The organism is Paenibacillus sp. FSL P2-0322 (assembly GCF_037975315.1).
Lineage (GTDB): Bacteria > Bacillota > Bacilli > Paenibacillales > Paenibacillaceae > Paenibacillus > Paenibacillus polymyxa_B.
Map to the genome: position 1 here is coordinate 3,067,845 of NZ_CP150243.1, position 22,171 is coordinate 3,090,015.

General features: G+C 40.6%; 20 protein-coding genes and 3 pseudogenes. 5 read left to right on the top strand and 18 right to left on the bottom strand.

What is annotated here, in order from left to right:
• Positions 1 to 188 precede the first annotated feature (188 nt).
• Positions 189 to 626 (bottom strand): hypothetical protein, encoded by a 438-nt coding sequence (locus MKY24_RS13255; protein WP_155613679.1) that lies wholly within the window; start codon positions 624 to 626, stop codon positions 189 to 191.
• Between the two features lie 114 nt (positions 627 to 740).
• Here MKY24_RS13255 and MKY24_RS13260 point away from each other — a divergent pair, with 114 nt between their 5' ends.
• A complete protein-coding gene (locus MKY24_RS13260; RefSeq protein WP_339200171.1) occupies positions 741 to 2,045 on the top strand; it encodes a right-handed parallel beta-helix repeat-containing protein in 1,305 nt (434 codons plus the stop codon).
• A 168-nt stretch (positions 2,046 to 2,213) separates the two neighbouring features.
• Here the strand turns inward: MKY24_RS13260 and MKY24_RS13265 are convergent.
• Positions 2,214 to 2,519, bottom strand: a pseudogene (locus MKY24_RS13265) (hypothetical protein); the annotation flags it as partial.
• On the opposite strand from MKY24_RS13265, the gene MKY24_RS13270 reads away from it, so the two are divergent.
• A complete protein-coding gene (locus MKY24_RS13270; protein ID WP_279834122.1) occupies positions 2,491 to 2,697 on the top strand; it encodes a PfkB family carbohydrate kinase in 207 nt (68 codons plus the stop codon). The pseudogene MKY24_RS13265 and the gene MKY24_RS13270 sit on opposite strands and share 29 nt — an antisense overlap.
• Before the next feature lie 335 nt (positions 2,698 to 3,032).
• Here MKY24_RS13270 and MKY24_RS13275 read toward each other — a convergent pair whose 3' ends face one another.
• The 8 genes from MKY24_RS13275 to MKY24_RS13310 form a co-directional block, all read right to left on the bottom strand.
• Entirely contained in the window at positions 3,033 to 3,329 is a 297-nt protein-coding gene (locus MKY24_RS13275; RefSeq protein WP_053325502.1) for a DUF6250 domain-containing protein, read from the bottom strand.
• A gap of 37 nt (positions 3,330 to 3,366) precedes the next feature.
• The gene (locus MKY24_RS13280; RefSeq protein WP_023988785.1) at positions 3,367 to 3,840 is read right to left on the bottom strand and encodes a PTS sugar transporter subunit IIA; all 474 of its coding nucleotides are present in this window, start codon (positions 3,838 to 3,840) and stop codon (positions 3,367 to 3,369) included.
• Between the two features lie 45 nt (positions 3,841 to 3,885).
• Positions 3,886 to 5,946, bottom strand: a complete 2,061-nt coding sequence (locus MKY24_RS13285) for a BglG family transcription antiterminator (protein ID WP_339200172.1) — start codon at positions 5,944 to 5,946, stop codon at positions 3,886 to 3,888.
• A 161-nt stretch (positions 5,947 to 6,107) separates the two neighbouring features.
• Positions 6,108 to 6,671, bottom strand: coding sequence for a 6-phospho-3-hexuloisomerase (gene hxlB / locus MKY24_RS13290; RefSeq protein WP_025722481.1), 564 nt, complete (start codon positions 6,669 to 6,671; stop codon positions 6,108 to 6,110).
• A gap of 10 nt (positions 6,672 to 6,681) precedes the next feature.
• On the bottom strand, positions 6,682 to 7,734 hold the full coding sequence (locus MKY24_RS13295; protein ID WP_023988788.1) for a galactitol-1-phosphate 5-dehydrogenase: 1,053 nt from the start codon (positions 7,732 to 7,734) through the stop codon (positions 6,682 to 6,684).
• Positions 7,731 to 8,396: a ribulose-phosphate 3-epimerase gene (gene rpe / locus MKY24_RS13300; protein ID WP_053325504.1), complete on the bottom strand. Its 666-nt coding sequence runs from the start codon at positions 8,394 to 8,396 to the stop codon at positions 7,731 to 7,733. Before rpe ends, MKY24_RS13295 begins: the two co-directional genes overlap by 4 nt.
• A gap of 22 nt (positions 8,397 to 8,418) precedes the next feature.
• Complete coding sequence (locus MKY24_RS13305) at positions 8,419 to 9,672, bottom strand: PTS transporter subunit IIC (protein ID WP_023988790.1); 1,254 nt, start codon at positions 9,670 to 9,672, stop codon at positions 8,419 to 8,421.
• 14 nt (positions 9,673 to 9,686) lie between these two features.
• The gene (locus MKY24_RS13310) at positions 9,687 to 9,989 is read right to left on the bottom strand and encodes a PTS sugar transporter subunit IIB (RefSeq protein ID WP_049828419.1); all 303 of its coding nucleotides are present in this window, start codon (positions 9,987 to 9,989) and stop codon (positions 9,687 to 9,689) included.
• 270 nt (positions 9,990 to 10,259) lie between these two features.
• Between MKY24_RS13310 and MKY24_RS13315 the strand changes: the two genes are divergently transcribed.
• Positions 10,260 to 10,649: a hypothetical protein gene (locus MKY24_RS13315; RefSeq protein ID WP_142657871.1), complete on the top strand. Its 390-nt coding sequence runs from the start codon at positions 10,260 to 10,262 to the stop codon at positions 10,647 to 10,649.
• Between the two features lie 822 nt (positions 10,650 to 11,471).
• On the opposite strand, the gene MKY24_RS13320 is transcribed toward MKY24_RS13315, so the two are convergent.
• Positions 11,472 to 12,212, bottom strand: coding sequence for an SDR family oxidoreductase (locus MKY24_RS13320; protein ID WP_023988792.1), 741 nt, complete (start codon positions 12,210 to 12,212; stop codon positions 11,472 to 11,474).
• A gap of 177 nt (positions 12,213 to 12,389) precedes the next feature.
• On the opposite strand from MKY24_RS13320, the gene MKY24_RS13325 reads away from it, so the two are divergent.
• Positions 12,390 to 12,965 (top strand): TetR/AcrR family transcriptional regulator, encoded by a 576-nt coding sequence (locus tag MKY24_RS13325; protein WP_068939620.1) that lies wholly within the window; start codon positions 12,390 to 12,392, stop codon positions 12,963 to 12,965.
• A gap of 725 nt (positions 12,966 to 13,690) precedes the next feature.
• Here the strand turns inward: MKY24_RS13325 and MKY24_RS13330 are convergent.
• Positions 13,691 to 14,353 (bottom strand): nitroreductase family protein, encoded by a 663-nt coding sequence (locus MKY24_RS13330; protein WP_023988794.1) that lies wholly within the window; start codon positions 14,351 to 14,353, stop codon positions 13,691 to 13,693.
• A 190-nt stretch (positions 14,354 to 14,543) separates the two neighbouring features.
• On the opposite strand from MKY24_RS13330, the gene MKY24_RS13335 reads away from it, so the two are divergent.
• Positions 14,544 to 15,134 carry a TetR/AcrR family transcriptional regulator gene (locus MKY24_RS13335; protein ID WP_023988795.1) on the top strand — a complete coding sequence of 197 codons (591 nt, stop codon included), beginning with the start codon at positions 14,544 to 14,546 and terminating at the stop codon, positions 15,132 to 15,134.
• A 790-nt stretch (positions 15,135 to 15,924) separates the two neighbouring features.
• On the opposite strand, the pseudogene MKY24_RS13340 reads toward MKY24_RS13335, so the two are convergent.
• The 6 genes and pseudogenes from MKY24_RS13340 to MKY24_RS13365 all read right to left on the bottom strand — a co-directional run.
• Positions 15,925 to 16,538: pseudogene (locus tag MKY24_RS13340) on the bottom strand (tyrosine-type recombinase/integrase); the annotation flags it as partial.
• Positions 16,539 to 16,542: 4 nt separating this feature from the next.
• Positions 16,543 to 16,728, bottom strand: a pseudogene (locus tag MKY24_RS13345) (alpha-amylase family glycosyl hydrolase); the annotation flags it as partial.
• Between the two features lie 105 nt (positions 16,729 to 16,833).
• Entirely contained in the window at positions 16,834 to 18,471 is a 1,638-nt protein-coding gene (locus MKY24_RS13350) for an alpha-glucosidase (protein WP_339200173.1), read from the bottom strand.
• 64 nt (positions 18,472 to 18,535) lie between these two features.
• Positions 18,536 to 19,429: a carbohydrate ABC transporter permease gene (locus MKY24_RS13355; protein WP_023988798.1), complete on the bottom strand. Its 894-nt coding sequence runs from the start codon at positions 19,427 to 19,429 to the stop codon at positions 18,536 to 18,538.
• A 13-nt stretch (positions 19,430 to 19,442) separates the two neighbouring features.
• On the bottom strand, positions 19,443 to 20,357 hold the full coding sequence (locus tag MKY24_RS13360) for an ABC transporter permease subunit (protein WP_023988799.1): 915 nt from the start codon (positions 20,355 to 20,357) through the stop codon (positions 19,443 to 19,445).
• Positions 20,358 to 20,419: 62 nt separating this feature from the next.
• Positions 20,420 to 22,156 carry a sugar ABC transporter substrate-binding protein gene (locus MKY24_RS13365; protein ID WP_339202319.1) on the bottom strand — a complete coding sequence of 579 codons (1,737 nt, stop codon included), beginning with the start codon at positions 22,154 to 22,156 and terminating at the stop codon, positions 20,420 to 20,422.
• Positions 22,157 to 22,171: the final 15 nt, after the last annotated feature.

Below are 22,171 nucleotides of genomic sequence, written 5' to 3' on the forward strand. Positions count from 1 at the left end.
TCGGCTGCCGTTGTTTTAGTGTTTTTTTCATTTTTTATTAGAGTTTATTATATACACTTCCTCGGTTACGGGCTCTAACCAGTCTGTTTGTCCAATACTTTGCTGAACTACCCAAGCATTCGTAATATCTCAATCCTTTTCTTTATCAATTCATTTGATTACTTGTATTGGTGTGCCCAGCCCATTTCTTACCGCTTTTCACTTTTCTGATCTTTATTACTTAGAGAGAATACTTCCATATTATCAATTGTTTGCAACTCAACATTAGCTGTAAATTTTACGTCCTTCGGAATAATATATGGCTTTTCATTATTATTAATTGCAGCTTCCTTGAATTGTGTAGGCTCATTCTTTAATCCGCTTAAAGACATAGATATTTCTATTACCTTGCTTTGAATACTGCGTTTTTCAACTTGTGTCACATAAACAATAAATAACAAAATAATAGATATGATTATACTTAAAATTATTAAAGTAACTTTAAAAAGATTTTTTCTCAAGCCTACTAAATCCCTTTCTTTTTTAGAGTAATTATTAACAGACATCCTCCGCTTAACTTTGTTCCGTAGCACCTCCATATTCGCTTGGGCAAGGCGGCCTGATACAGCCAGCGATAGATTCGACAAAAACGGCTGATTCAAATCTTTTTATGCTGAAATAGTTGGAACCACTTTCAAAAAAAGCTATATTAGGATATATATATTATCCTTAGCATGAGAAAAAAAGGAGGAATTTTCTAAATGAATGTACGAAGCTGTTTGCAACAAGGATGTAAGGTGGGCTTATGTATGTTGTTGTTGTGCGTATGGATGATGGGGGCTGTAGCAGCTAGCCAAGCTGGAGCCCAACCCGTGTTCCCGGGAGCCGTGGGATACGGGACTGACACTCCAGCAGGCCGAGGCGGAAAGGTAATCAAGGTGACCAATCTGAACAATGACGGCCCAGGCTCATTTCGAGCGGCATTAGAAGCCAAGGGACCGCGGATTATTGTATTTGAAGTCGGCGGTGTCATAAATCTAGAAAAGAAGCGTCTCGAGCTGAGAGAACCCTACGTGACCATCGCAGGTCAGACGGCCCCCTCCCCTGGCATTACATTCATTCAGGGAGGTATGCAAATCAAAACGCATGATGTGTTAATGCAGCATGTCCGGTTTCGAATGGGCAACGGTAACAGCGCCCAAGGCGTAGGCTTTGAGCCAGATGTATCCACTTATGGAGCCTCTGCTTATAACATTGTCATTGACCACTGCTCCTTTTCTTGGGGAGTGGATGAGAACATGTCCTTTTCAGGTCCACGTACCAGCGGAACTCAAGCGACTAGCCGCCGTGTAACTCTCAGCAATAGTATTATCGCCGAGGGCCTGTATAATTCCGTTCATGAGAAGGGCCCTCATTCCATGGGCACGCTCGTTCATGATTACGTCCAGGATGTAGCGGTCATCGGAAATCTTTATGCTCATAACATGGAACGTAATCCATGGTTCAAAGCATTCACGACGGGCGTAATTGTTAACAATGTTATTTATAATCCAGGAAAATGGGCAATTCGACTCGGATTCGTGGAGAATGAATGGACGGACACGGGGATCAAACCGGAAGGCCCTAGAGTCAGTATCGTCGGGAATTACATGCGGCATGGAGTAGATACGATTAAAGGGTTAGGAATTGTCGGAACGAACAGTAAAAGCGGCTGGGCTTATCTCAAAGATAATCTTGCTTATGACCGTAATGGCAAGTCAGTCCCGCTGACTTTTGGCGGAATCAAGGAACTTGACAATCCACCTGTTTGGGTTGAAGGACTTGAAGCACTAGCTGCCTCAGAAGTAGTAAAGGAGGTCACTGAGCATGCAGGAGCAAGGCCGCAGGACCGGGATGCAACAGATCAACGAATTATCTCCGATTTTCTGACTGGTCGAGGAAAGATAATTGATAGTCAGGAAGATGTAGGGGGATACCCGGATGTTCCAGCGACCTACCGTGCTTTAAATGTACCTGACCACAGCATTGACGAATGGTTGTATCAATTTTCAATTGAGTTGGAGTAGTCTTTAATGCTCTTTAACAAGATCTAGTACAGTCCAGCATTCTGACTTGGGTACCTCCTAAGATTATAGGTATCTGATGTCCAATGAAAAGATCTGCTCAAACGTTTTTCGATTGCCCTCATTCGTATAAATTGCAATCAAGCCTGATCCTTCTTCGTTGAAAAGTCAGCTTGTACTGTTCTTATCCACCACCGCACTTCCCGAGAAGCTCGCTCCGTCCTCTCCAGGCAGAATTGTCGGTGGGAGTTCTCCCCAATACATGCGACCAAAGTCAGGCCGCGTATCACGGGGCGTATGCTGGTAGAACAGGTGGTACTCTCCCTCATGGTAAACCAAGCCGTTAGGATCGTTCATCCAATTTTTCTCAGGAGAATAATGAAATTGAGGCCTGTATGTCTCCCTATAATAACTGTTTGAGATCCCACCTTTTTTTGTTTCAGCCTTTCTGGATGAGCACCATGTGGATACGTCCATGCTCCTTTTTGATCCGGCAACTCCGACTACACTTGCCTTTGTTTCCCTTACCGCTAACGGCGAACGGGATTTCGTGTTCAATCGCGGAGCTGACCGTCAGCTGTCTCTGCAGGACATTGATAGAAAATGGACCCGGCAGGCTGGAGGAATTTATCACAATATCCAGAAGAGGAATTAAACATCATTACAGGGCTAGCTGAGTCAGCCTAAGGCATTTACCTCCAACGCGAAGCAGCAGGAGGAATTTGTGACACTTGCCAATCAAGTCGGCGCCATCGTGTGTACTAAAGTTGGAGCGATTGCTGCCTTGCCGTCGTTGGAAGAAGTTAATCGTTTCGTAGCGCAAGGTTGAATCAAGGAATGAAGCGTAAAAACAGCAAAAGGTGTCCCACTATCTCTAAGGTCGCTGGACACCTTTTTATGTAGAGGTCCGTCATTCATTGGAAAGATGCTACTGATCAGGGCACCTTCCAATGAATGACGGAAAGCTTGGTGAAAATTCAAACTTATTATTTATGATGCGCATCCCTGTTGCTCTCGATTAATAAAATGAAGCGAGAGCATCGCGTCCTTATAATTGATAGGTCGATGAAAATGACTGACTGAAGGTAAGAATATATATACATTGAGACCAAAGTATCCTTCTTTATAAGTTTGATCTTTTGTGTCGATAACTAATTTATTGTTCAAATAAACCTTAGTGATATTGCCTTGCGCTTCTACTTTGAGATGATAATCTGTATTTGGCTGTAAATCCAGTTTTCCATCATTGTTATATGTCGCAATTTCATATCCGGTCCCATCAACCAATTTAATTAATTTTACAACATTATTTTATGTGTCTCTATTAAAGCAACTTCAAGAGTATTTCCTCGATCTCGGCAGGATTAGTTGCATTTTGAAAACGTTTAACGAATTTTTCTTCTTGAAACAAACTTGTTAAGTTCTTTAAAAATGAGATGTGCATCTTAGGATTTTTTACTACAAGTACCATCACAATTTCTGCGTTGACAGTTACATCAGATCCCCCCATATCCTCGAACTCTATGCTATTATCTAAAACTGCAACGGCAATAGCAGTTTCGTTAACGAATTCTTTATTTGTATGTGGAATTGCTATACCAATTGTCCCCATGTTGATTCCGGTCGGATATTCGATTTCACGTTGAAGCAAAGATTCTGTATATCCTTTTTTGGCATAATTTTTCTCTTCTATCTTTTTTCCAAAGCTTTTGATAAGCTCTTCCCTCGAATCGTAACGTGCGTGCAGTTGAATTAAATCCTGATCAAACACGAGTCCATTTATCGTTTTTGCGCTCATAATAATTACTCCCTTTTATAAAAATCGGAAAACATAGATATCTTTTTAATAATCCGTACCATATTTTTTGATGATACTATGGATATCCATTGCACTTTGGGCTTGAATGATAGCTTCACAATCATCTTTACTTTCAACAAGTTTCATTAACTGAACCAATGCCCTTAAGTGCTGTTGTTTATCGACAGCGGCTATGATAATAACGATGTTTATCGGCCTATTTCTTGCAAATTCAACGCCTTGCTCTAAACGGAGCAAGCTCATAGCTACTTCGTTTACCCCACTTTCAGGACTATCATGAGGAATTGCCACATTTGGGCTAATAATGATATACGGATCTTCCACATCGTAATGTTGGATCATAGCTTCTACATAAGAAGGTTGGATACTCCCTTGAAGCAGCAGCGGTAGCGCCCCTAATCGTATAGCCTCTTCCCAAGATGATACTGAAGGAAGCAATGTAATATTCTCCGGCATTATCAGGTCATGCAAATTTGTCTTTTGTAATTCGGGTTGTGATTTGAAAGACAACGAGTGATGGCTTGTAAAGTAGTGTTGTAATTCCTTTGCAAGAAGTTGCCTGTTCTGAACGGTTGCATATTTCTCAACGATCTCCAGAATATTTTTCAAACTTAATTCAGATGGAGTGAATCCATGCAATAATTCCATCACTTGTTTTCGTAGAGAGATCTTTTCTTCCTTTTGTAATATTGGCTTGACTATAAATAGTCGTTTGTTCGTTTGCAGATATACGGAAGAAAAAACAATGTCATATTCCAAATCATACATCTTGAATTCTCTCACAGATAAGGAATCCAAAAAAATGAATTCAGGAAATAAATCATTCAAAGTAATTAGTAAAAGCTTAGAAACGGATACTCCGTTAGCGCAAACCACTACTGCTTTTGTTTTACTCAGAATGCTGTCTCCTTGCTTTGTTAACCAACCGCCTATCAGCATCGTTAAATAAGTGCATTCACTATCTGGAATATCACAGCCAATGTAATCAGCTAAAGGTTTTGCTGACTTTTTTACAAGGTGGTGCAGTTCTATGAATTCACTATTAATTGTTTCTTGTAGTGGATTAGTAATAGTAAGTTTGTATTTAATGCGATAATATGCAGGTTTTATATGCAGCATGATCATATGCAACAACTGCTTTTTGTCTTGTAAGAGGATGCAGGACATTTTCTCGAATCGCTCCAGCATCTTTTTCAATGCCTGATTTAAATCTGATACAATGTCTTCCCCAAGGAGCTCAGATGAGGAAACATTCGTCGTAAGAATTTGCAGTGTGATGAATAATCTTTCCTCGGTCGGGATATGCACCAAATCCGATAGTAGTTCTTGAACCGCTTGGTACTCCTTGGTATCCGATAATTCTTCATAGCTAATATGAGAGGAATTTATTGTTTTCCCAAGTTTGATTCTTCGCAGCAAGATCAGTAGGATATGCGGCAAAGTTTTCATCTTATCATCTGTAAATTTCAAGCTCAGATGGCTTTCAATCTTTTCAAGACGTTCATGAATCTGTTGCACTTCTTTTTCAGTGATCTCTGCTAACTGTTGAACCCATTTTTCCCCATTGTACATGTGATGAATTTTGTTAACGACATCAATCAATAACTTTCTTTTTTGAAATTCAACACCCTCAATTGAGTAACCAGATAACCGGGAATAACGGATACTAAGATCATAAGGTTCGACTAATTCTTGTGCTGCTTTTAGATCATTTAGTATGGTATTCTTGCTTACGTAAATGGAACTGGTAAAATGAAATAAAGATAATTCTTCACTACGACTCAGTAGGATCAGAATAATAAGTTCTACTCGCTCTGCTTCAGAAAAAATATATTTTTTTGTCGAAGGCTTGTTTACTTCATTAGGCACAGCAGAGAAGAGAGTAGCATCAACAATAAAAACACCCTGTTTATTCCGTTCAATTTTTGGTAGGCGTTGGCCCTCTAACCAGTCATTGATTTTTTCAAGGCTGTAACTGATTTGCCTGCGGCTTAAACCATACTTATGTTCCAAGTTCTTACTCTTCACACTTGGATTTGATAACAATTCTTGCAGCAAGCTGCTGCTTCTATCATCAAGCTGCATGGCTCTCTCTCCTCCTTCCTTGTTAATAATAATATTGACAGCTCCAGAGGATTATATAAGAGGCTTCAAGTTTAGGTCGTATTCAAATTACTCAATTTAATCTTTGCTCTTGGAGGCGCTCTGTGAAGAATCGAAATTTTGTTCTGCCTCAAATCAAACGTTTATTCCAAATTAGCATGTCTTAATTTCATGTCATCATAGGTTTCATTAAAATTAGCTACCCATTCCAAAACAATCGCATCATACAAGAGAAGACTTAATTGCTCAAATGCCGATCCCATTGGTTGAATAGAAGATTCCATTAAATCAGTATCCGTTTCTTTATTGTCAACATTAATTAAAAGCATGTAATCAGCTAGTTTCCCCAAAGTCGACTGCGAATTCGTTGTATTAAGAATTACCTTTGCTCCTGATTGCTTTGCTTTTTTTGCATTTACTATTAGACCAGCGGTTTCTCCTGAACCAGAACCAATAAATAAAATATCCTCTGCTTGAATGCTTGGAGTAGTAATATCACCAACAATATAAACCGTTTTACCTAAGTGCAACAGTCGATTAGCGAAAGCACGGATCGCTAAACCTGATCTCCCTGAACCAGCAAGGAAAATCCGCTTTGTATTATACAAGACTTGTAGAATTTGTTCACTTTCACCAACATTCATTAAGGAAATACTTCTTTCTAATTCTTTCATAATGACTTCCATTTGTTTAATTAATTTGTCCATAAGTTCACCTTCAGCTTTCTGGATACATGATTACCTTGCCGATAAGTTCTTTTCTTTCCATTAATCGTTCAAACATTTCTGAACCTTCTTCAAGCGGTATACGATGTGTAATCATTTTTTTAGTATTTAATCTGTTATTGTGCATAAAGTGAACAGTCGTTGCCCATTCCTTACCTGGGAATGGTGCGGATACACAACTCCATGATCCCCACACGGTTAACTCACTTCTTAGGATTTTTTCAAAATAAAATCTTTCCATCGCAACGTCTGCATAAGGGATACCTAGGAACACAACTCCGCCGCCTTTTTTGGCGTAACCAAACACAGTTGCTGCTGTATGGGGCGTTCCAGCTGCTTCAACTACAATATCTGCATTCATGCCATCCGTATATTCAGCGACCTTTGTCAGAACATCTTCATTCAGAGAATTTATCGTATAATCGGCGCCTAATTCCTTCGCAATTTGAAGTTTTTCATCATCAATATCAACCGCAATTACTTTTTTCGCGCCAAATATTTTTGCCCATTGAACAGCAAACAACCCAATGGTTCCCCCTGCTCCAACAATGACCACATCGTCGCCCACCGATAGATTGGTTCGATAATACCCATGTAAAACTACAGTAGAAGGTTCTACCATAGAAGCTGATTCGAAATCCAAATCATCAGGTACTTTAACTAAATTCTTCTCTGGGAGTTTAATGTATTCGGCGAATCCACCAGGTTCCTTAGCACCTATTGCATGCAATGAATTCGCTCTAGCTGGTTGACCTGCTCGATAATAATAATCATCTTCTTCAATTAGTGCTGGACATCCAGCAACATGGTCTCCAACTTTTAGATCTGTTACTTGATCGCCAACTTGTTCTACAACACCTGCAAATTCATGTCCCCATACCTGACCAGGTGTGACTGCACCCAATTTTTTATATCGAGAGATATCAGATCCACAAATGCCACATGCTTTTATTTTTACAATGACATCTTTTCCATCCAGTATTTGAGGTTTTTCCGCTCCTCCAAAACGTATGTCTCTGGCACCATACAGTTTTAATGATTTCATTTTCTCTCATCCTTTCTCTCTCCATGTTCTAGACTTTTCAAATTCTTCACATGTGCTTTGTTATTCGAAAATAAATATGATCCGATGACAACCAAAGATGCTCCAGCTTCGATACATTGACTAGCTATACTCTCATCGACTCCACCATCAACTTCGATCTGAATATCTCGTTGACCTATCATTACTTTCAGTTCTCTTATTCTATCAATCGTTTCTTCCATAAAAACTTGATTAGGTCTTCCTGGATTGATCGACATAACTAGAACATAGTCAATGATGTTTAGAAAAGGTTTCAATAAAAAGGTGTCCGTCCCAGGATTAATGACGATCCCTGCTTTCCTTCCATGTTGCTTAATCTGATCAATGACAAAACGAATATGAGGAGTTGATTCATAGTGAACTGATATCATTTCTGCTCCAGTGTCCAACACACTCGCTATATGCTGCTCTGGGGCTGATACCATCATGTGAACATCTAATTTCATATTCACTTGTTTTTTTATATTTTTAATTTGTTCTGGACCAAATGCGATATGAGGGACGAAATTTCCGTCCATCATATCTACATGAAGTACTTGAAATCCTTCTTCATATAAAACATCGCATTCACTTTTTAAGTTCATTAAATCTGCAGCAAATATTGAAGGTAAAATCAGATTCATTATTTTTCCTCTTCTCTAGTCTTTATTTAACTAAAGTGCTTACCCAATAAATTAATAAGTTCCATATCTCAGAAAAAGTAACATCTGTCCCTAAACCTTTTAACTCGACACCTGCGCTGTTAAGCATCTGTGTTGCACCTGGTGCAACAAATCCTGCCAAATAAAATGTGATAATACAAAATACTACTGTCGACACAATAGAACGGAATAGATTTCCTTTACTTGTTAACGTACACATTACAGAAATATAGGTAACAGACATTAACAGTCCTATTGGAAAGAACTGAACTCCAGGTAAAATGAGTGCCAATAACATAACAATTGGAATAGAAACGACTGTAGTTGTAATAGTAGTCGGATCGCCTAAGCCTAGCGCAATATCCATCCCCACATTTAGATTGGAGTTATTCCCCATGCGTTTAATCATAAAGTCTTTTGCCGATTTCCCAATTGGAGATAGCCCGTCCATCATCACTCCAACAACTTTAGGCATTAATACCATAACTCCAGCTATCCCTGTGGCCATAGTCACAATCTCTGTAACAGGTCTTTTAGTAATTGCCCCTAAAACTAATCCAACAATAAATCCAATAATAACTGGGTCCCCGAGAACGCCTATTTTTTTATTAATTTTACTCAGAGAAAACTCCAATTTATTTAAACCAGGAATGAAATCAATGATTCTATTTACCAGCCAGGCAATCGGATAACCCCAAGCTGAATAAATAATAGTTGTGCAGGTTGTACCTTCTAAACCAAAGTATTCTTGCCATTTTGAAGCAATTAAATCACCAACGAATAGAGCAATAACAGACATCACCAATGTTACTACCAACCCTAACCAGAAACTGTCAAAAAGAAAGTAAGCCAAAGCTCCTGGAATTAGAAAATGCATGTAATTCCATATATCCACATTTAACGTTTTTGTCCATCTAAGTCGAACTAATACTAGATTAATAATTAAACCAAGAGGAATTGCTAATGCTGCAAAAGGAGGCACCCAAGATGCCGCCCCTACAGCTGGCCATCCAATATCTGCAATTGTAAATCCAGAACCGATTTTTGCATAATAATCAACTGCCGGTTTTAGGGAGGAATTGAGCAAGCCAACAACTAATGTTAAACCTAAGAAGCCTACCCCAACTAAAAGGCCTGATTTGATAGCGTTTCCAATTTTCATTCGAAAAACTAGACCTAATACGGTGATTATTATTGGTAAAATAGCTGTTGCTCCCATATCAGTAATAGATTTAATAATATTATGCACAGTATCCATTATGATCTACCACCTTAACTATTTTTTAAATCCAGCAGTTTTTCAGCCAATTGATTTTTCAATTTTTCTTCATTAAGCCCTGTTACAAATCCCATGATGTTCATATATGGCTTTTCATCGGTTTTAAAATTATTAGTTGTCAGAACAATATCGACGTTGTCAATAATATTCGGTAATTCCGCCATACTCGTTTTAATGATATCGTAATGTTCAATTCCTGCTTCTTTTAATACCTCTTTCACTCCATCTGCTGCGATAGTAGAAGTTGCTACTCCGCTTCCACAAGCTACGGCGATTTTAATTTTTGAATTTGACATGTTAATTCCTCCTGGTATGTTAGTTTTCGAAGCTAGTTTTAAATCCATTTCCAATCCCAAAGGGTTGAAAAAATCCTCCTTGCAAATTGTTTTATATTTCCTTTTACTCAGCAGGATTAACTTCTTTCTTGCTGTGGATTCATAATAACATGATGAATTCAATTGTTGTATTCGTTTACATCCCACTTTATAGACAACAGGTTGTACAATATAGTGATGAAAAAAATGATTTTCCCTCGATATTTTTCAGGTTAAAATCCATCTATTCCAATGAATTCAATCGTATCAACGAGTTCCGGGTTGGGTACAACGGTAGACGAGGCTGAGCTGCAACATGTAGACGTGAGAGGTGATGAATTCTGGTACATGACGTCCTATGGAGAGGAACCCACATCTGCCACAACGGAGGAAATGACACTTAGCAGTGCAGATTTGGTATTGCCCGGGTTGATTCCATTTTGTCTCACTCGTATATATGACAGCTCCAGGTTTGCTGAACTACAGCTACATTTCTCCAATCCCCCCTCGAAACCAAGAATTTTATTAATTGTTAAGCCTATGTCAAATTACATCAATTCGATTGACGATCATTTTCGCAGGTTGTTAAAATGTGCTCGAAAAACCACTTGGAATCTGATGATGGTTGTTACTGTGGGTTAAAGACATCATTATTCAAAATCCACTCCTTGATCAATCTTATTCGATGTTTTTGATGCGAGGGTCAGTTAATATAGAGAATAGATATGAAGGTGCATTAAGATCACTAAGTGCTCCACGACCACTAACAGGCATTTTTCAGATCGACTTTAAGCATTCCTTTTTCTTAAACTAAATTACTTAAATTACTTTTACTTCAATCTGAAGTGGTCTGTTTCTTTCACTGCGGTTTTGTAGTAAAGCTTCTAGCGCTCCTGCAGATGGCAGTAGAAGAGCATTTGGGGCGGATCAGGGGCAATCGTCTCCCCACTGATGAAATTTAAAGTCTTACTCTGAAATTTCTGAGGTAAGCATAACGACATTTGCTATTTTACAAATGTATAGATAAATGTCTAATTGTTAATTGGATCATGTTTGTGTTCATTACGGCAATCGGGACAAGAACCTGTACCGATAAAACAAAAAAGCCGCTATAATAGTGACTTTCAATGGGACCATGTTCTTGTCTCCCGATTAGACTGGATGTTCTTATTCCGCGCGGCTTTTTGAATTGTCATACCGTCAGACTCCATAAAATAAGTTTTAGACTTACCCTAGAAATTGAAACAGCGACAGAAAATAAAGTCCTAGACTGTCGCTGTTTCATTGAACTAACGTTCCCAGTTAGTTCAAAAAACAATTTAACATGATAGCTCTTGTTATATATAAAGTAAATTCATCTTTCCGTTATCAGCTTACAGTTGGATAATAGCCTTAGATGGTGGATGACCAGTATTTTGATTTTCAGCCATAAGGAAAATTCCCTATCATCTTGTTTGGAAATGTTCAAGGCAACGCGGTCGGCCTAACCATAATTTCACTGATTAGGGTGTCATCAGGTTCATTAATGGCAAACGCGATGGCTCTAGCAATACTGTAAGGAGAAATCCCTATGCCGCTTATTTGATTGGCGATCGTCTGCACTTCCGGGCTGGTAATGCTGTCAAAAAGTTCGGTCTTCGTCAGACCAGGAGCAATCAAGGTAGATCTAATACGCGAAGTCGAAGACTCTTCCAAGCGCAGCCCTTCCGAGATGGCTCTAACTGCGAACTTGGTGGCCGCGTATACGGCATTTGTAGGGGACACATGATAACCGGCTGTAGAGGATAGGTTAATGATATGACCGGACTGCTGCTCCCGCATGGTAGGCAATACCGCTGCGATACCGTATAAAACGCCTTTGATGTTCACATCGATCATTTGATCCCACTCTTCTACTCTTAATTCATTCAGCCTGGAACTCGGCATGACCCCTGCATTGTTCACCAATACATCAATTCGGCCATACACACTTAAGGTAAACTTGGCCAAATTCTGCATATCTTCGGCAGAAACGACGTCTGCTTTTACAGAAACGGCCTCGCCGCCACCCTGTTTAATTTCATTAGCAATCGCATGCAGACGTTCCTCTCTTCTGGCTGCCAATACCACCTTTGCGCCATTTTGTGCCAACAACTTCGCTGTAGCTTTCCCTATTCCGCTGGAGGCTCCAGTTATAATCACCACTTTATCTCGTATATTTTCCATTGTTAAATGCTCCTTTACCCAAAATTTTTCTTGGTGACGTGTGTTGAATATTTAACGGTCGTTGATTAATATTATAGACAGAAGCCCCGATTACTCAATGGTTAATGGATGCGTATTTGTTTTATATACAACAACACCCTAAGAATTGTTGATTAACTGAAGGAGGTAACGAAAGGAATGGAAAACGCTGTTAAAACCGACCGACGCATTCTCCGAACCAAGCAGTCCATAACGAAGTCGTTTCTGGAGCTTTTTTCGGAAAAAGATTTTGAACAAATCACTATTAACGAGATAGCGGAGCGTGCCAATGTTAACCGCGGCACCGTTTATCTGCATTACAGTGACAAATACGACCTTTTGGATAAATGCATTGAAGATCACATCAACGAATTGATTTCGTTGTGCAAGAAACGGGAGGCCAATCCGCTTAGCCAAGGAATGGTACAAGAGCCCAAACCGGTTTTTGATTATTTGCGTGACAATTTCCAGTTTTTCTCTGCTATGTTTTCCAATCAAAGAGCCTTTCTATTCCGGGACCGATTGCTGAATTTCATCTCAGTCAATCTTATGAATAAAATGGAAAGTACTGACAATAAGCCCGTTATCGACAATGAGTTAAAAGCCCAATTCATGGCCTCTGCTTTTATTGGCATTGTGGAGTGGTGGGTACGTCATCAAATGCCGCATTCCACACAATTTATGGCCGATCAGGTTAGGAATTTATTTGAAAAGAATCAAGTTTATCCGAAGTAGCATTGAATGTATCTCAGAACTTTATCCTTTCGCTTTTACGCAAACGCTACCTAATGGGGTTCGGCAATTCTAGGCCACGGTTATGAAGTGTTCCCTTCTTTACATTAATTCCACTAACCTGCCCATAAGCGTAATGAAAAGATCAGCCGATCGTTTGGCCGGCTGCGCTAACCTGGTTAGCTTAATAAAAATGGAGCAGCTGCCAACTGGCAAAACTGCTCCATACTGTTGTACAACTAACGTTTCGCGTTAGTTGTATGGACTAATTACTGAGTGAATTTCATACTATCTTGACTAGCAACAAATCCAAGTCGTTTATTGAATCTGTAGCATCTTTACGGTGTGTATGGTTGTCAGTTAGATTATTTCGTAACCCATTGTTTTAGCCTCATTAATAGTATAACAAAATGGGGACTCTCCAATTCCTTTGCCATAATAATCCTGTCTACACGAACACCCTCAATTTAACCTCATGTTGTACCTAATCTCGAAAACCTCGGAATAATTAATTGTAAGCTGAATACCACCAATAACTTCGTTGTTATTCGAAAGGAACGATTACAACATTAGCATCTGCTGTTCAATCTTTGCGAGCGCTTCAAGCTGGTATCTTTTTGTACTACCGTCCCGAGCAATCGAGCAAAACAAGAATTGAAATTAACGATGGTATCCCTCAAGTCTCTGCTGGCCGTTGATTATGCGGGCGCCAAGTCTTTTTCATTTTGTTATTCTCTAGGCATTTCGTTAAAGAAAGCTACATCATCAACTGCCAGCCTCACCGTCGGATGACCGGGCTTCGCCGCCTTGCCGATGGCGATCAGCATAATCGGAACGTAGCGTTCTGATATCCGGAACGCTTCCATGAACTTTTGTTTGTTGTAGCCGCCCATCGATACCGTGTCGTAGCCTTTAGCGCGGGCGACAAGCATGAGTTGCATCGATACTAGCCCGCCGTCGGTATAAACTTTTTCGCGGATGGCCTCGGGCGGCATGCTCGAATACATCCCGGTATAGCGTTCCACGAACGATTTAGCCGTCTCTGCAGGCATGTAACCCGCATCGACCGCCATTCCGTAGATTTTCTCGGCCGATTTATAACACTCCAAATCTCCGAGTAGCGCAATGACAGCCGAAGCCTCGACCACTTGCTGTTGAGTGAATGCGATCGGAAGCAGCTTCTGCTTCAGCTCCGGCGAGTCGATAACTAGAAAACGCCACGGCTGCAGGTTAGCGGCTGAAGGAGCGAGCGTGGCTTGCCGCAATATTTCGGTCAATTCCTCCCGCGAAATCTTGATCTCGGGATCATAGCTACGAACTGACCGGCGTTCTCCAATAACATCAAAAAAAAGTTGGTGCTCCATCGTTAGTGACGGTTGTGAAACCGACATGGTTCTCTCCTCCTTTTGGAAAAGCAGCATTCTGCATTTTGTTTCAATACAACATTAGTAGTTTGAACAACACTTGTTGTATTTATATGTTATAATACCAACCGAATGGTACGCAATCATCAATAACCATAAACCGTTGTATAGACAACACCATTTCTATAATGTCGTTTTATTAGGGGAGATCTTAACGATGACCATTAAAAAGAATGAAGCTGATCCTCGTGTGATACGTACACGGCGACTCCTTCAAGACGCTTTTGCTTCATTAATTCAAGAAAAAGACTTTGAATCGATAACCGTTAGGGATATTGCAGAGCGGGCTACTGTTAACAGAGCGACTTTTTATGCGCACTTTGTAGATAAATTCGAAATTCTTGAGGCCAAACTAATGGAATCATTTATGACAATCATAAATCGTAGAATAAACGGTCACGAAGTTCTAAATGAAGAAACAATTCAGAGTATTTTTCTGGGTGTGTGCGATTTTCACAAGGGTCTAAGCACGATGTGCAAAAGAAGGTATACATCGCTTGGACTTGTATTCGAAATTCAAATAAAGGAAAAAATTCAAACGATACTTCTTTCCTTTATAGACAAAGACAAGATGCCATCGAGTCCAAACGCGCACTTCTTAATAAATACAGCTTCTATCATGTTAAGTTGGGGGATGTATGGGGCTGCTTACGTTTGGAACAATGAGGGGTGCCCAATAAGTGCGGAATCATTTGTTAAACAGGCTATGCCCTTAATGATGAACGGAGCCAAAGAACTACTGGGATAGGTCTTGTCGCTATTGCTCTATCCTGCCCGTTCAGATGAAACCAAGCCTGTTGTGCCTGAAGAAAGCAAACGTTGGATTGTATAGTGGCTCATCTTGGAAGAAGGTTTCACCCGTATATTAATGGGCTTACTGAATTGAACATTTTCCTTTGGAACCCACCTGTATTCGCTCGTCTCATCAGAAATAGCCAACTCTCCACCCAGTTTTACACACGAAAATCAAACATGACCTTCGAATGAACATCAGTTTGTGTGTTGTGGTGAATAGTGGACTGTAAGTTATCTGTTTAGATCATCATCAAATCGGCAATCGGAACATGTTCTTGTCCTTGGCTCGGGACAAGAACTTGTACCGATAACATAAAAAAGCCGCTAAAATAGAAATTGCGACAGAAGATAACAGGCACGTATCTTATTGTAAAAATGTATAAAGTCTTCAATTCGTCTATGTGCTTCTCAATACTTCCGATGATGATCCTAAGATTATAGATCTTCCACTTTCGGCTGTGAACGATCAAGCCCGTGACTCAAGGGGTGCTCCTATCGTGAAATGGTACAATAACCCGAATTGGTTTGTTGGAAATGGGATAATATTCTTGTCAAAATCGGTGATGAGATAAAGTTCTTGTCATTTGGTTTTGACAAGAACTTTATCTCATAAAATAAAAAAGCCGCGATTTCCGCAGCAATTAATGAGATAATGTTTTTATCATCCGACACCTCTCGTGATATTTGTCCGTTGATGTTCAGTGACAACAAGTTTATCCCATTTCTTATATGACTTCTGTTGGAAAACGTGTTGCAAATGAATGTCTCAGAGAATGCACGGTTAAAGCTGGTTTTCCAAAAGCTGTAGCATATTTTTCGATCAGTTTCTCTATGGATCGCTGAGTTAAGCGTCTGCTTTTTCCTTTACGACCTATGGGAGCTGCAATAAACAAAAAAGGTTCGTTTTTTTCTGGGATATATCTAGATTCTCTGATCTGCAGATAATTTTCTAAATCCAGTAACGCTTGCTGAAATATACATATTGTTCTTTATTACCTTTGCGTATAACACGCACTAAAGCTTTATTTATATCCAGATCTTCAATGTTAATACCTGCTACCTCAGAGAGCCTAAGACCAGATCCTAAAATGAGGGAAACAATGGCTGTATCCCGTTCACGATTAAACTGATGGAAATTGAAAATACGTTTATTCTCTTTATTGATTTCTCCGAAATCATGAGATATAAACTACCTAAATGACTCAAAATCGTCTTCCCTGAGAATTTTCCCATCCATACGATTGGCAATGGTTTCTTGGCTTTCTTTAACTACATTTAAATCCATTTTGGCCATAACATTGCGCTGGATATATGGCTTTAGGTCACTTGTCTCAGCTTTATTCTGTAAGTAATCAAATCTAGCGAAGAGATCTTGATTCGATAAACCACGGGTGTTCGTCGCTTGTGTGATTGATCAACAAATCCATGATTCCTTTCATACCTCGACTATGAAAGGAATCATCCTCTTTATATCACCAATGCCATCCCCATTGGAGTCCATAAAAAATTTGATAAGCCACAGCTTCTTTCCACCATGCCCTTTTCATATTGCTTGATCCTTTTTCCCTTATTCTAAATTCAATTCATAAATATTTTTCAACCAGTTAAGATTAGAAATTTATTGATCATACACTTTTGTACGATATTCATTTTCATTTATTGAGTGTATCGATAAGGTACATCCTCGCTTCATAAGGACGCATTTCTATATCAGACATGTTATTTGGATAATTGGATATTAGCAGCTGTTTAGTCTCTGCCAGCTCTTTCTGAAGTGGGAGATGGGTTGTGTATTTTTGAAAATTACATACTACAAGTAGTTTGGTTCCTTTCAGCGTTCGAGTGTATGCGAACAAATCTTTATTCTCGGGATACATCAGCTCATAATCCCCATATATGATCACTTCATGATCTTTCCTTAATCGGATTAGTTTCCGATAATAATGGAATATGGATTCAGGGTTATTTAAACTTTCTTGTGCATGGATATCCTTATAATTCGGGTTTACTTTAATCCAAGGGTTCCCTAATGTAAAACCAGCGTTGTCGGAAGCGTCCCACTGCATTGGTGTTCGAGCGTTATCACGCCCCTTTGCAAAGACTGACTCCATAACTTTGTTTTCAGAGTATCCTTTCTCAATTCTATCTTTGTAGAAATTTAGTAACTCAATATCCCGATAGTCTTCAATTGGATATTGAACATTCGTCATTCCTAATTCTTCCCCCTGATAAATGTATGGTGTGCCTCGCATGCCATGAAGAAGGGTTGCCAACATTTTAGCCGATTCTATCCTGTATTCTCCGTCATCTCCCCAACGAGAAACGATTCGGGGTAAGTCGTGATTATTCCAAAACAAACTGTTCCAGGCATCCCCCTTCAGCTCTGTCTGCCATTTAGATAACACTTTTTTTAATTCTTGAAAATCTAGAGGCTTAAGATCCCACTTCCCTTTCCCCTCTTGTTCGTCCAAACTAATATGTTCAAATTGAAATACCATTGAAAACTCACTGCCGTCCGGGTTGCTATACAATTTGGCGATCTCTGGCGTAGCGCCCCATGTTTCTCCAACCGTCAGCAGGTCTCCAGCTTTTTGAAACGTCTCCTTGCTGAGTTCCCTGATATACTTATGCAGATTCGGCCCGTTGCTGGTAATTTTCAAATCTGGTTCTTTTCCGATTAAGTCAATTACGTCAAGCCGAAAACCGCCTACACCCTTGCCTATCCACCAATTGATCATTTCGTAAATCTCTTGTCGGACTTTTGGGTTTTCCCAGTTGAGATCCGGCTGTTTTACAGAAAAAAGATGTAAATAATATTGTCCTATCTCGGGTACCCATTCCCAAGCTGAACCACCAAAGATGGAACCCAAGTCGTTTGGTGGCATTCCTTCAACGCCATCTCTCCAGACATAATAGTCATGGTACGGATTTTCTTTGCTTTTTTTTGCTTCTTGAAACCATGGATGCTCATCGGAAGTATGGTTCAACACCAAATCCAATATGATTCGAATGTCACGTTTCCCAGCTTCATGAATTAACATCCCCATATCATCCAAAGACCCGAACATCGGATCAATATCCCGATAGTCCGAAATATCATAACCGAAATCATCCTGAGGGGATTTACAAACTGGTGATAGCCAAATCGCACCGATACCGAGTTGCTGCAAATAGTCCAGACGGGAAACAATTCCTTTCAAATCGCCGATTCCATCACCATTACTATCTTGAAAGCTCCGTGGATATATCTGGTATACAACGATTTCTTTCCACCAATTTTTATTTTCCATTGTTCATTACAACCTTTCCAATAGACGCATAGTGTTTTTATCTTAATCAAGTCACATCATACAATTACTCTTTTACCGATCCTACAACAATTCCAGTCACAAAATATTTTTGAAGCAGCGGATAAATCAGCAGTAGCGGGATGACAGCGACTACGATTTTGGCCGCATTTAGATTTTTGTTTGAAATTTCAGTCAGGTTGCTGAGTTGTGCTGAGTTGGTGCCGGATTGAAGAAGTTCGGCAATATTCACGTTAAGGGACTGAATATAAGTCATTAGCGGATAATTGCTGACTTGGGTCATATAGATCAAACCGCTAAAGAAATCATTCCACGTTCCCACGATACTGAATAGTGCTACCGTCGCCAGCGCAGGGATGGACACGGGAACATATACTTTGAACAGCACCTGGAGCGGATTCGCCCCATCGATGAATGCTGCTTCTTCTAGCGCCTTAGGTACAGCAGAGAAGAAGTTCATGACAAGGATGACACTGAATATAGGGACAGCTCCCGGTAGAACAAGCGACCAAATTGTATTAAGCATATCGAGGTTTTTGATCAGTAGATAACTCGGGATCATCCCGCCGCTGAACAACATGGCAAAAATCATAACATTCATATAAATGTTTCTGCCCCTAAATTCCCTTTTCGACTTGGAGAGCGGGTATGCCATTAAAATAATAAGAATCATGTTGAGAATAAGTGTGAGCACAACACGTAGAACAGATATGCCAAAGGAACGCCAGAACTGAGCATCATCGATAATTTTCGTATACGCTGCTGTTGTAAAATTGACCGGTACGAGACCTACAGCATTAGCTGACACGGCCTCGCTGCTGCTGAATGAAATCGCAACGATATTCCATAACGGAAGAAGGCAGATCAATGCCAGCAATATGACGATGGCATTGATGACAAACCGGCCAATTCGATCTTTTAGGCTTACAGAATATGACATAGGCTTTGCCTCCTTAGAATATTTTTCGGTCGGTGTATTTCTTGGCCAAATGGTTGGCGGACAATAGCAAAACAATACCGATCACTGACTTGAACAGGCCAACAGCTGTACCGAAGCTATACTGTCGCCCAACGAGTCCAATCCGATATACATAAGTATCCAGAATATCTCCCGACTCATAGACAACCGGATTATACAGATTATAAATTTGATCGAAGCCGGCACTCAAAATATTGGTCAGACTCATCACTCCCATGAGCAGGATAATAGGCAGCATACCTGGCAATGTAATATGCCATACTTTTCTCCACCAGCTGGCTCCATCCATTCCTGCCGCTTCATACAGACCCGGATCAATCGAAGTAATTGCAGCCAAATAGACGATGGAACTGTAACCGAACTCCTTCCACACGTCTGTCCCAATAATCAGCGGCTGGAACCAGGTGTTGCTGCCGAGAAAATTAATATTCTCCAGACCGAAAAAAGCCAAAATTTGATTCACAATTCCATCCAAACTGAACATGTTAACAACCACGGATGCTAGAACTACCCAGGATAGAAAGTGTGGCAGATAAACAATTGTCTGTACGGATTTTTTAACGAATTTGATGCGGATCTCATTTAACAAAATGGAAAAAATGATAGCCATCATTGTTCCCAATAGAATCTTGGCAATGGCAATCACCAACGTATTACTAAAAACCTGTGCGATGTCTGGCAGCTTAAACATATAAATAAAATGCTTCAGCCCTACAAATTTGGAGCCAAACATCCCCTTGGCTGGTATATAATCCTGAAACGCCGTAATGACACCGACCATCGGAACATAGCTGAATACCAGTAAAAATAAAATTCCCGGAAGCATCATCATATGATACATGGCACCCGTGCCCAACCGAACTTTTGCTCTATCATTTCCCTGTTTCATGGATGGACCCCTTTCCTGAAGAAAGGCTACTTATCGCAGCCCTTCTAGCAGTTCATGATTGTTTATTTTTCGGATGCAGCCTCGTCTTCAATTTCCTGAATTACCTGGTCCCCACCTTGTTTCTTCCAATTGCTAACGAAAGTATCGAAGTAATCCAGAGATTCTGCACCAGTCACGATTTTGATGAAAGATTCCTGCTCCATCTTGGTCAGATTAGCCCATGTCTGTTTCATGCTTGGTGTAGTGCCAGAGAAAGCGGGTGTCATCCAGACGAATTTGTTTTCCCGTGTCAGTTTGTCGATGAGTCCCACTCCGTTGATACGCGAGTGATATTTCGCCCAGGCTGTTACGTTATCCGTATCCATATCGCTCAAGTAGGTTTGGATACTTTCAATATTGTTCTTTGATTCGGTTGTCCGGACCTGATCCAGACTGATCTCCCCTTTAATCCCGCGAACAACGTCAGAGTAATCATCCAGCAGCGAGGTAGCCGAGTTGACTTCAATATTAAAAGGTCTGGTAGAACCGTCTACGCCGTTCTCTTGATACTTGGCGGCTTCTGGCATAGATGTTTCCACATTTTTATCATTTGCCAGTTTATCGTAGAAAAGGTTTACTATTTTAACGGCGAGTTCCGGGTGTTCATATCCTTTTCTCACAACGATAAACTGATTGGCTGGATTGGCGTGTGCCACGTTTACCTTTCCGTCTGCATCCTCCAAAGTGTAAGCCGTGAATTTCGCATTCTTATCCATCTGCTTCACGCTGCTCAGACCCCAGTCAGGAATATGCCACGGTCCAAAAGCAATACCGCTTTGGCCGTTGGTGTACAGTGCCGTAATATCATCAAATGTGCGTGTTCCAAATTGCGGGTCGATGATGCCTCTCTTGAACCAATCTGCCATGACGCCTAACATCTGCTTGGTTTCCTTAGTTGTCGAGCCATAAACAATGCTGCCGTCCTTCCCCTTCATCCAGTATTGAGGGAATGCACCCTTGGTGGAGGCAACTCCCAGCATGGTATAGGCAGAACCATTATAGTCACTTGTATTCAGGGTGTTCACAAAGGGAATACCTACCGGTTTCCCGGATTGGCCAGGATCTCTTTTCAAGAATTCCTCGGCCGTTTTCTCCACATCATCCAGCTTGATGGCCCCGTCTCCGTCTGCGTCAAGTTGGATTCCCAGTAGATCCAGCCAATCCTGACGAACCCAGACCATGGTTGGCGCGGAATCTAGGGAAGTAGCAGGAAGTCCCATTAAACGTCCATCTATCGTCGCATTATCTAATGCACGGCCCTCATAAGATTCGTAAATGTTCTTGATGTTATCTGTGGCATACTGCTTGTAAATTTCCGTCATATCTTCAATCAGATCATTATCAACCAGTTCTTTGAGCTCATCCTTGGAATCGACACGCATCATGTCAGGCAGTTCCCCAGAGGCGATGGCGAGAGAAACCTGACGGCTGTAATCTTCTCCGTTTGCTTCAAATTGGTCTTTAATCTGAGCGTTAAACGTTTCTTTGACCAGCCGAGTATACGCGTTGTTCTCATACGTATCTCCAGCCGGCAGTTTCGGGTTGGCTGTAGTCACACGACCCATCGTTACGGTTATTTGGTCTTTATAGGCACTGAATGGGTCTCCCGGTGTTACCTCATACTTGCCCGCTTCCTCCGCAGTGGGAGGGTTGGAGGAACCCCCACAAGCTGCAAGGGTTGAAATCATCAGAGCAGACATCGACAGCACGGCCAGACGTCTCGTCAACATTTTGCTTTTTATGAACCATTTAGTTCTCATCACATTCGATTCCCC

Coding starts and splice junctions, on each gene's coding strand:
- MKY24_RS13260 (WP_339200171.1), top strand. CDS start 741: ATGAATGTACGAAGCTGTTTGCAACAAGGATGTAAGGTGGGCTTATGT.
- MKY24_RS13280 (WP_023988785.1), bottom strand. CDS start 3,840: ATGAGCGCAAAAACGATAAATGGACTCGTGTTTGATCAGGATTTAATT.
- MKY24_RS13285 (WP_339200172.1), bottom strand. CDS start 5,946: ATGCAGCTTGATGATAGAAGCAGCAGCTTGCTGCAAGAATTGTTATCA.
- hxlB (WP_025722481.1), bottom strand. CDS start 6,671: ATGGACAAATTAATTAAACAAATGGAAGTCATTATGAAAGAATTAGAA.
- MKY24_RS13295 (WP_023988788.1), bottom strand. CDS start 7,734: ATGAAATCATTAAAACTGTATGGTGCCAGAGACATACGTTTTGGAGGA.
- rpe (WP_053325504.1), bottom strand. CDS start 8,396: ATGAATCTGATTTTACCTTCAATATTTGCTGCAGATTTAATGAACTTA.
- MKY24_RS13305 (WP_023988790.1), bottom strand. CDS start 9,672: ATGGATACTGTGCATAATATTATTAAATCTATTACTGATATGGGAGCA.
- MKY24_RS13310 (WP_049828419.1), bottom strand. CDS start 9,989: ATGTCAAATTCAAAAATTAAAATCGCCGTAGCTTGTGGAAGCGGAGTA.
- MKY24_RS13315 (WP_142657871.1), top strand. CDS start 10,260: ATGAATTCAATCGTATCAACGAGTTCCGGGTTGGGTACAACGGTAGAC.
- MKY24_RS13320 (WP_023988792.1), bottom strand. CDS start 12,212: ATGGAAAATATACGAGATAAAGTGGTGATTATAACTGGAGCCTCCAGC.
- MKY24_RS13325 (WP_068939620.1), top strand. CDS start 12,390: ATGGAAAACGCTGTTAAAACCGACCGACGCATTCTCCGAACCAAGCAG.
- MKY24_RS13330 (WP_023988794.1), bottom strand. CDS start 14,353: ATGTCGGTTTCACAACCGTCACTAACGATGGAGCACCAACTTTTTTTT.
- MKY24_RS13335 (WP_023988795.1), top strand. CDS start 14,544: ATGACCATTAAAAAGAATGAAGCTGATCCTCGTGTGATACGTACACGG.
- MKY24_RS13350 (WP_339200173.1), bottom strand. CDS start 18,471: ATGGAAAATAAAAATTGGTGGAAAGAAATCGTTGTATACCAGATATAT.
- MKY24_RS13355 (WP_023988798.1), bottom strand. CDS start 19,429: ATGTCATATTCTGTAAGCCTAAAAGATCGAATTGGCCGGTTTGTCATC.
- MKY24_RS13360 (WP_023988799.1), bottom strand. CDS start 20,357: ATGAAACAGGGAAATGATAGAGCAAAAGTTCGGTTGGGCACGGGTGCC.
- MKY24_RS13365 (WP_339202319.1), bottom strand. CDS start 22,156: ATGAGAACTAAATGGTTCATAAAAAGCAAAATGTTGACGAGACGTCTG.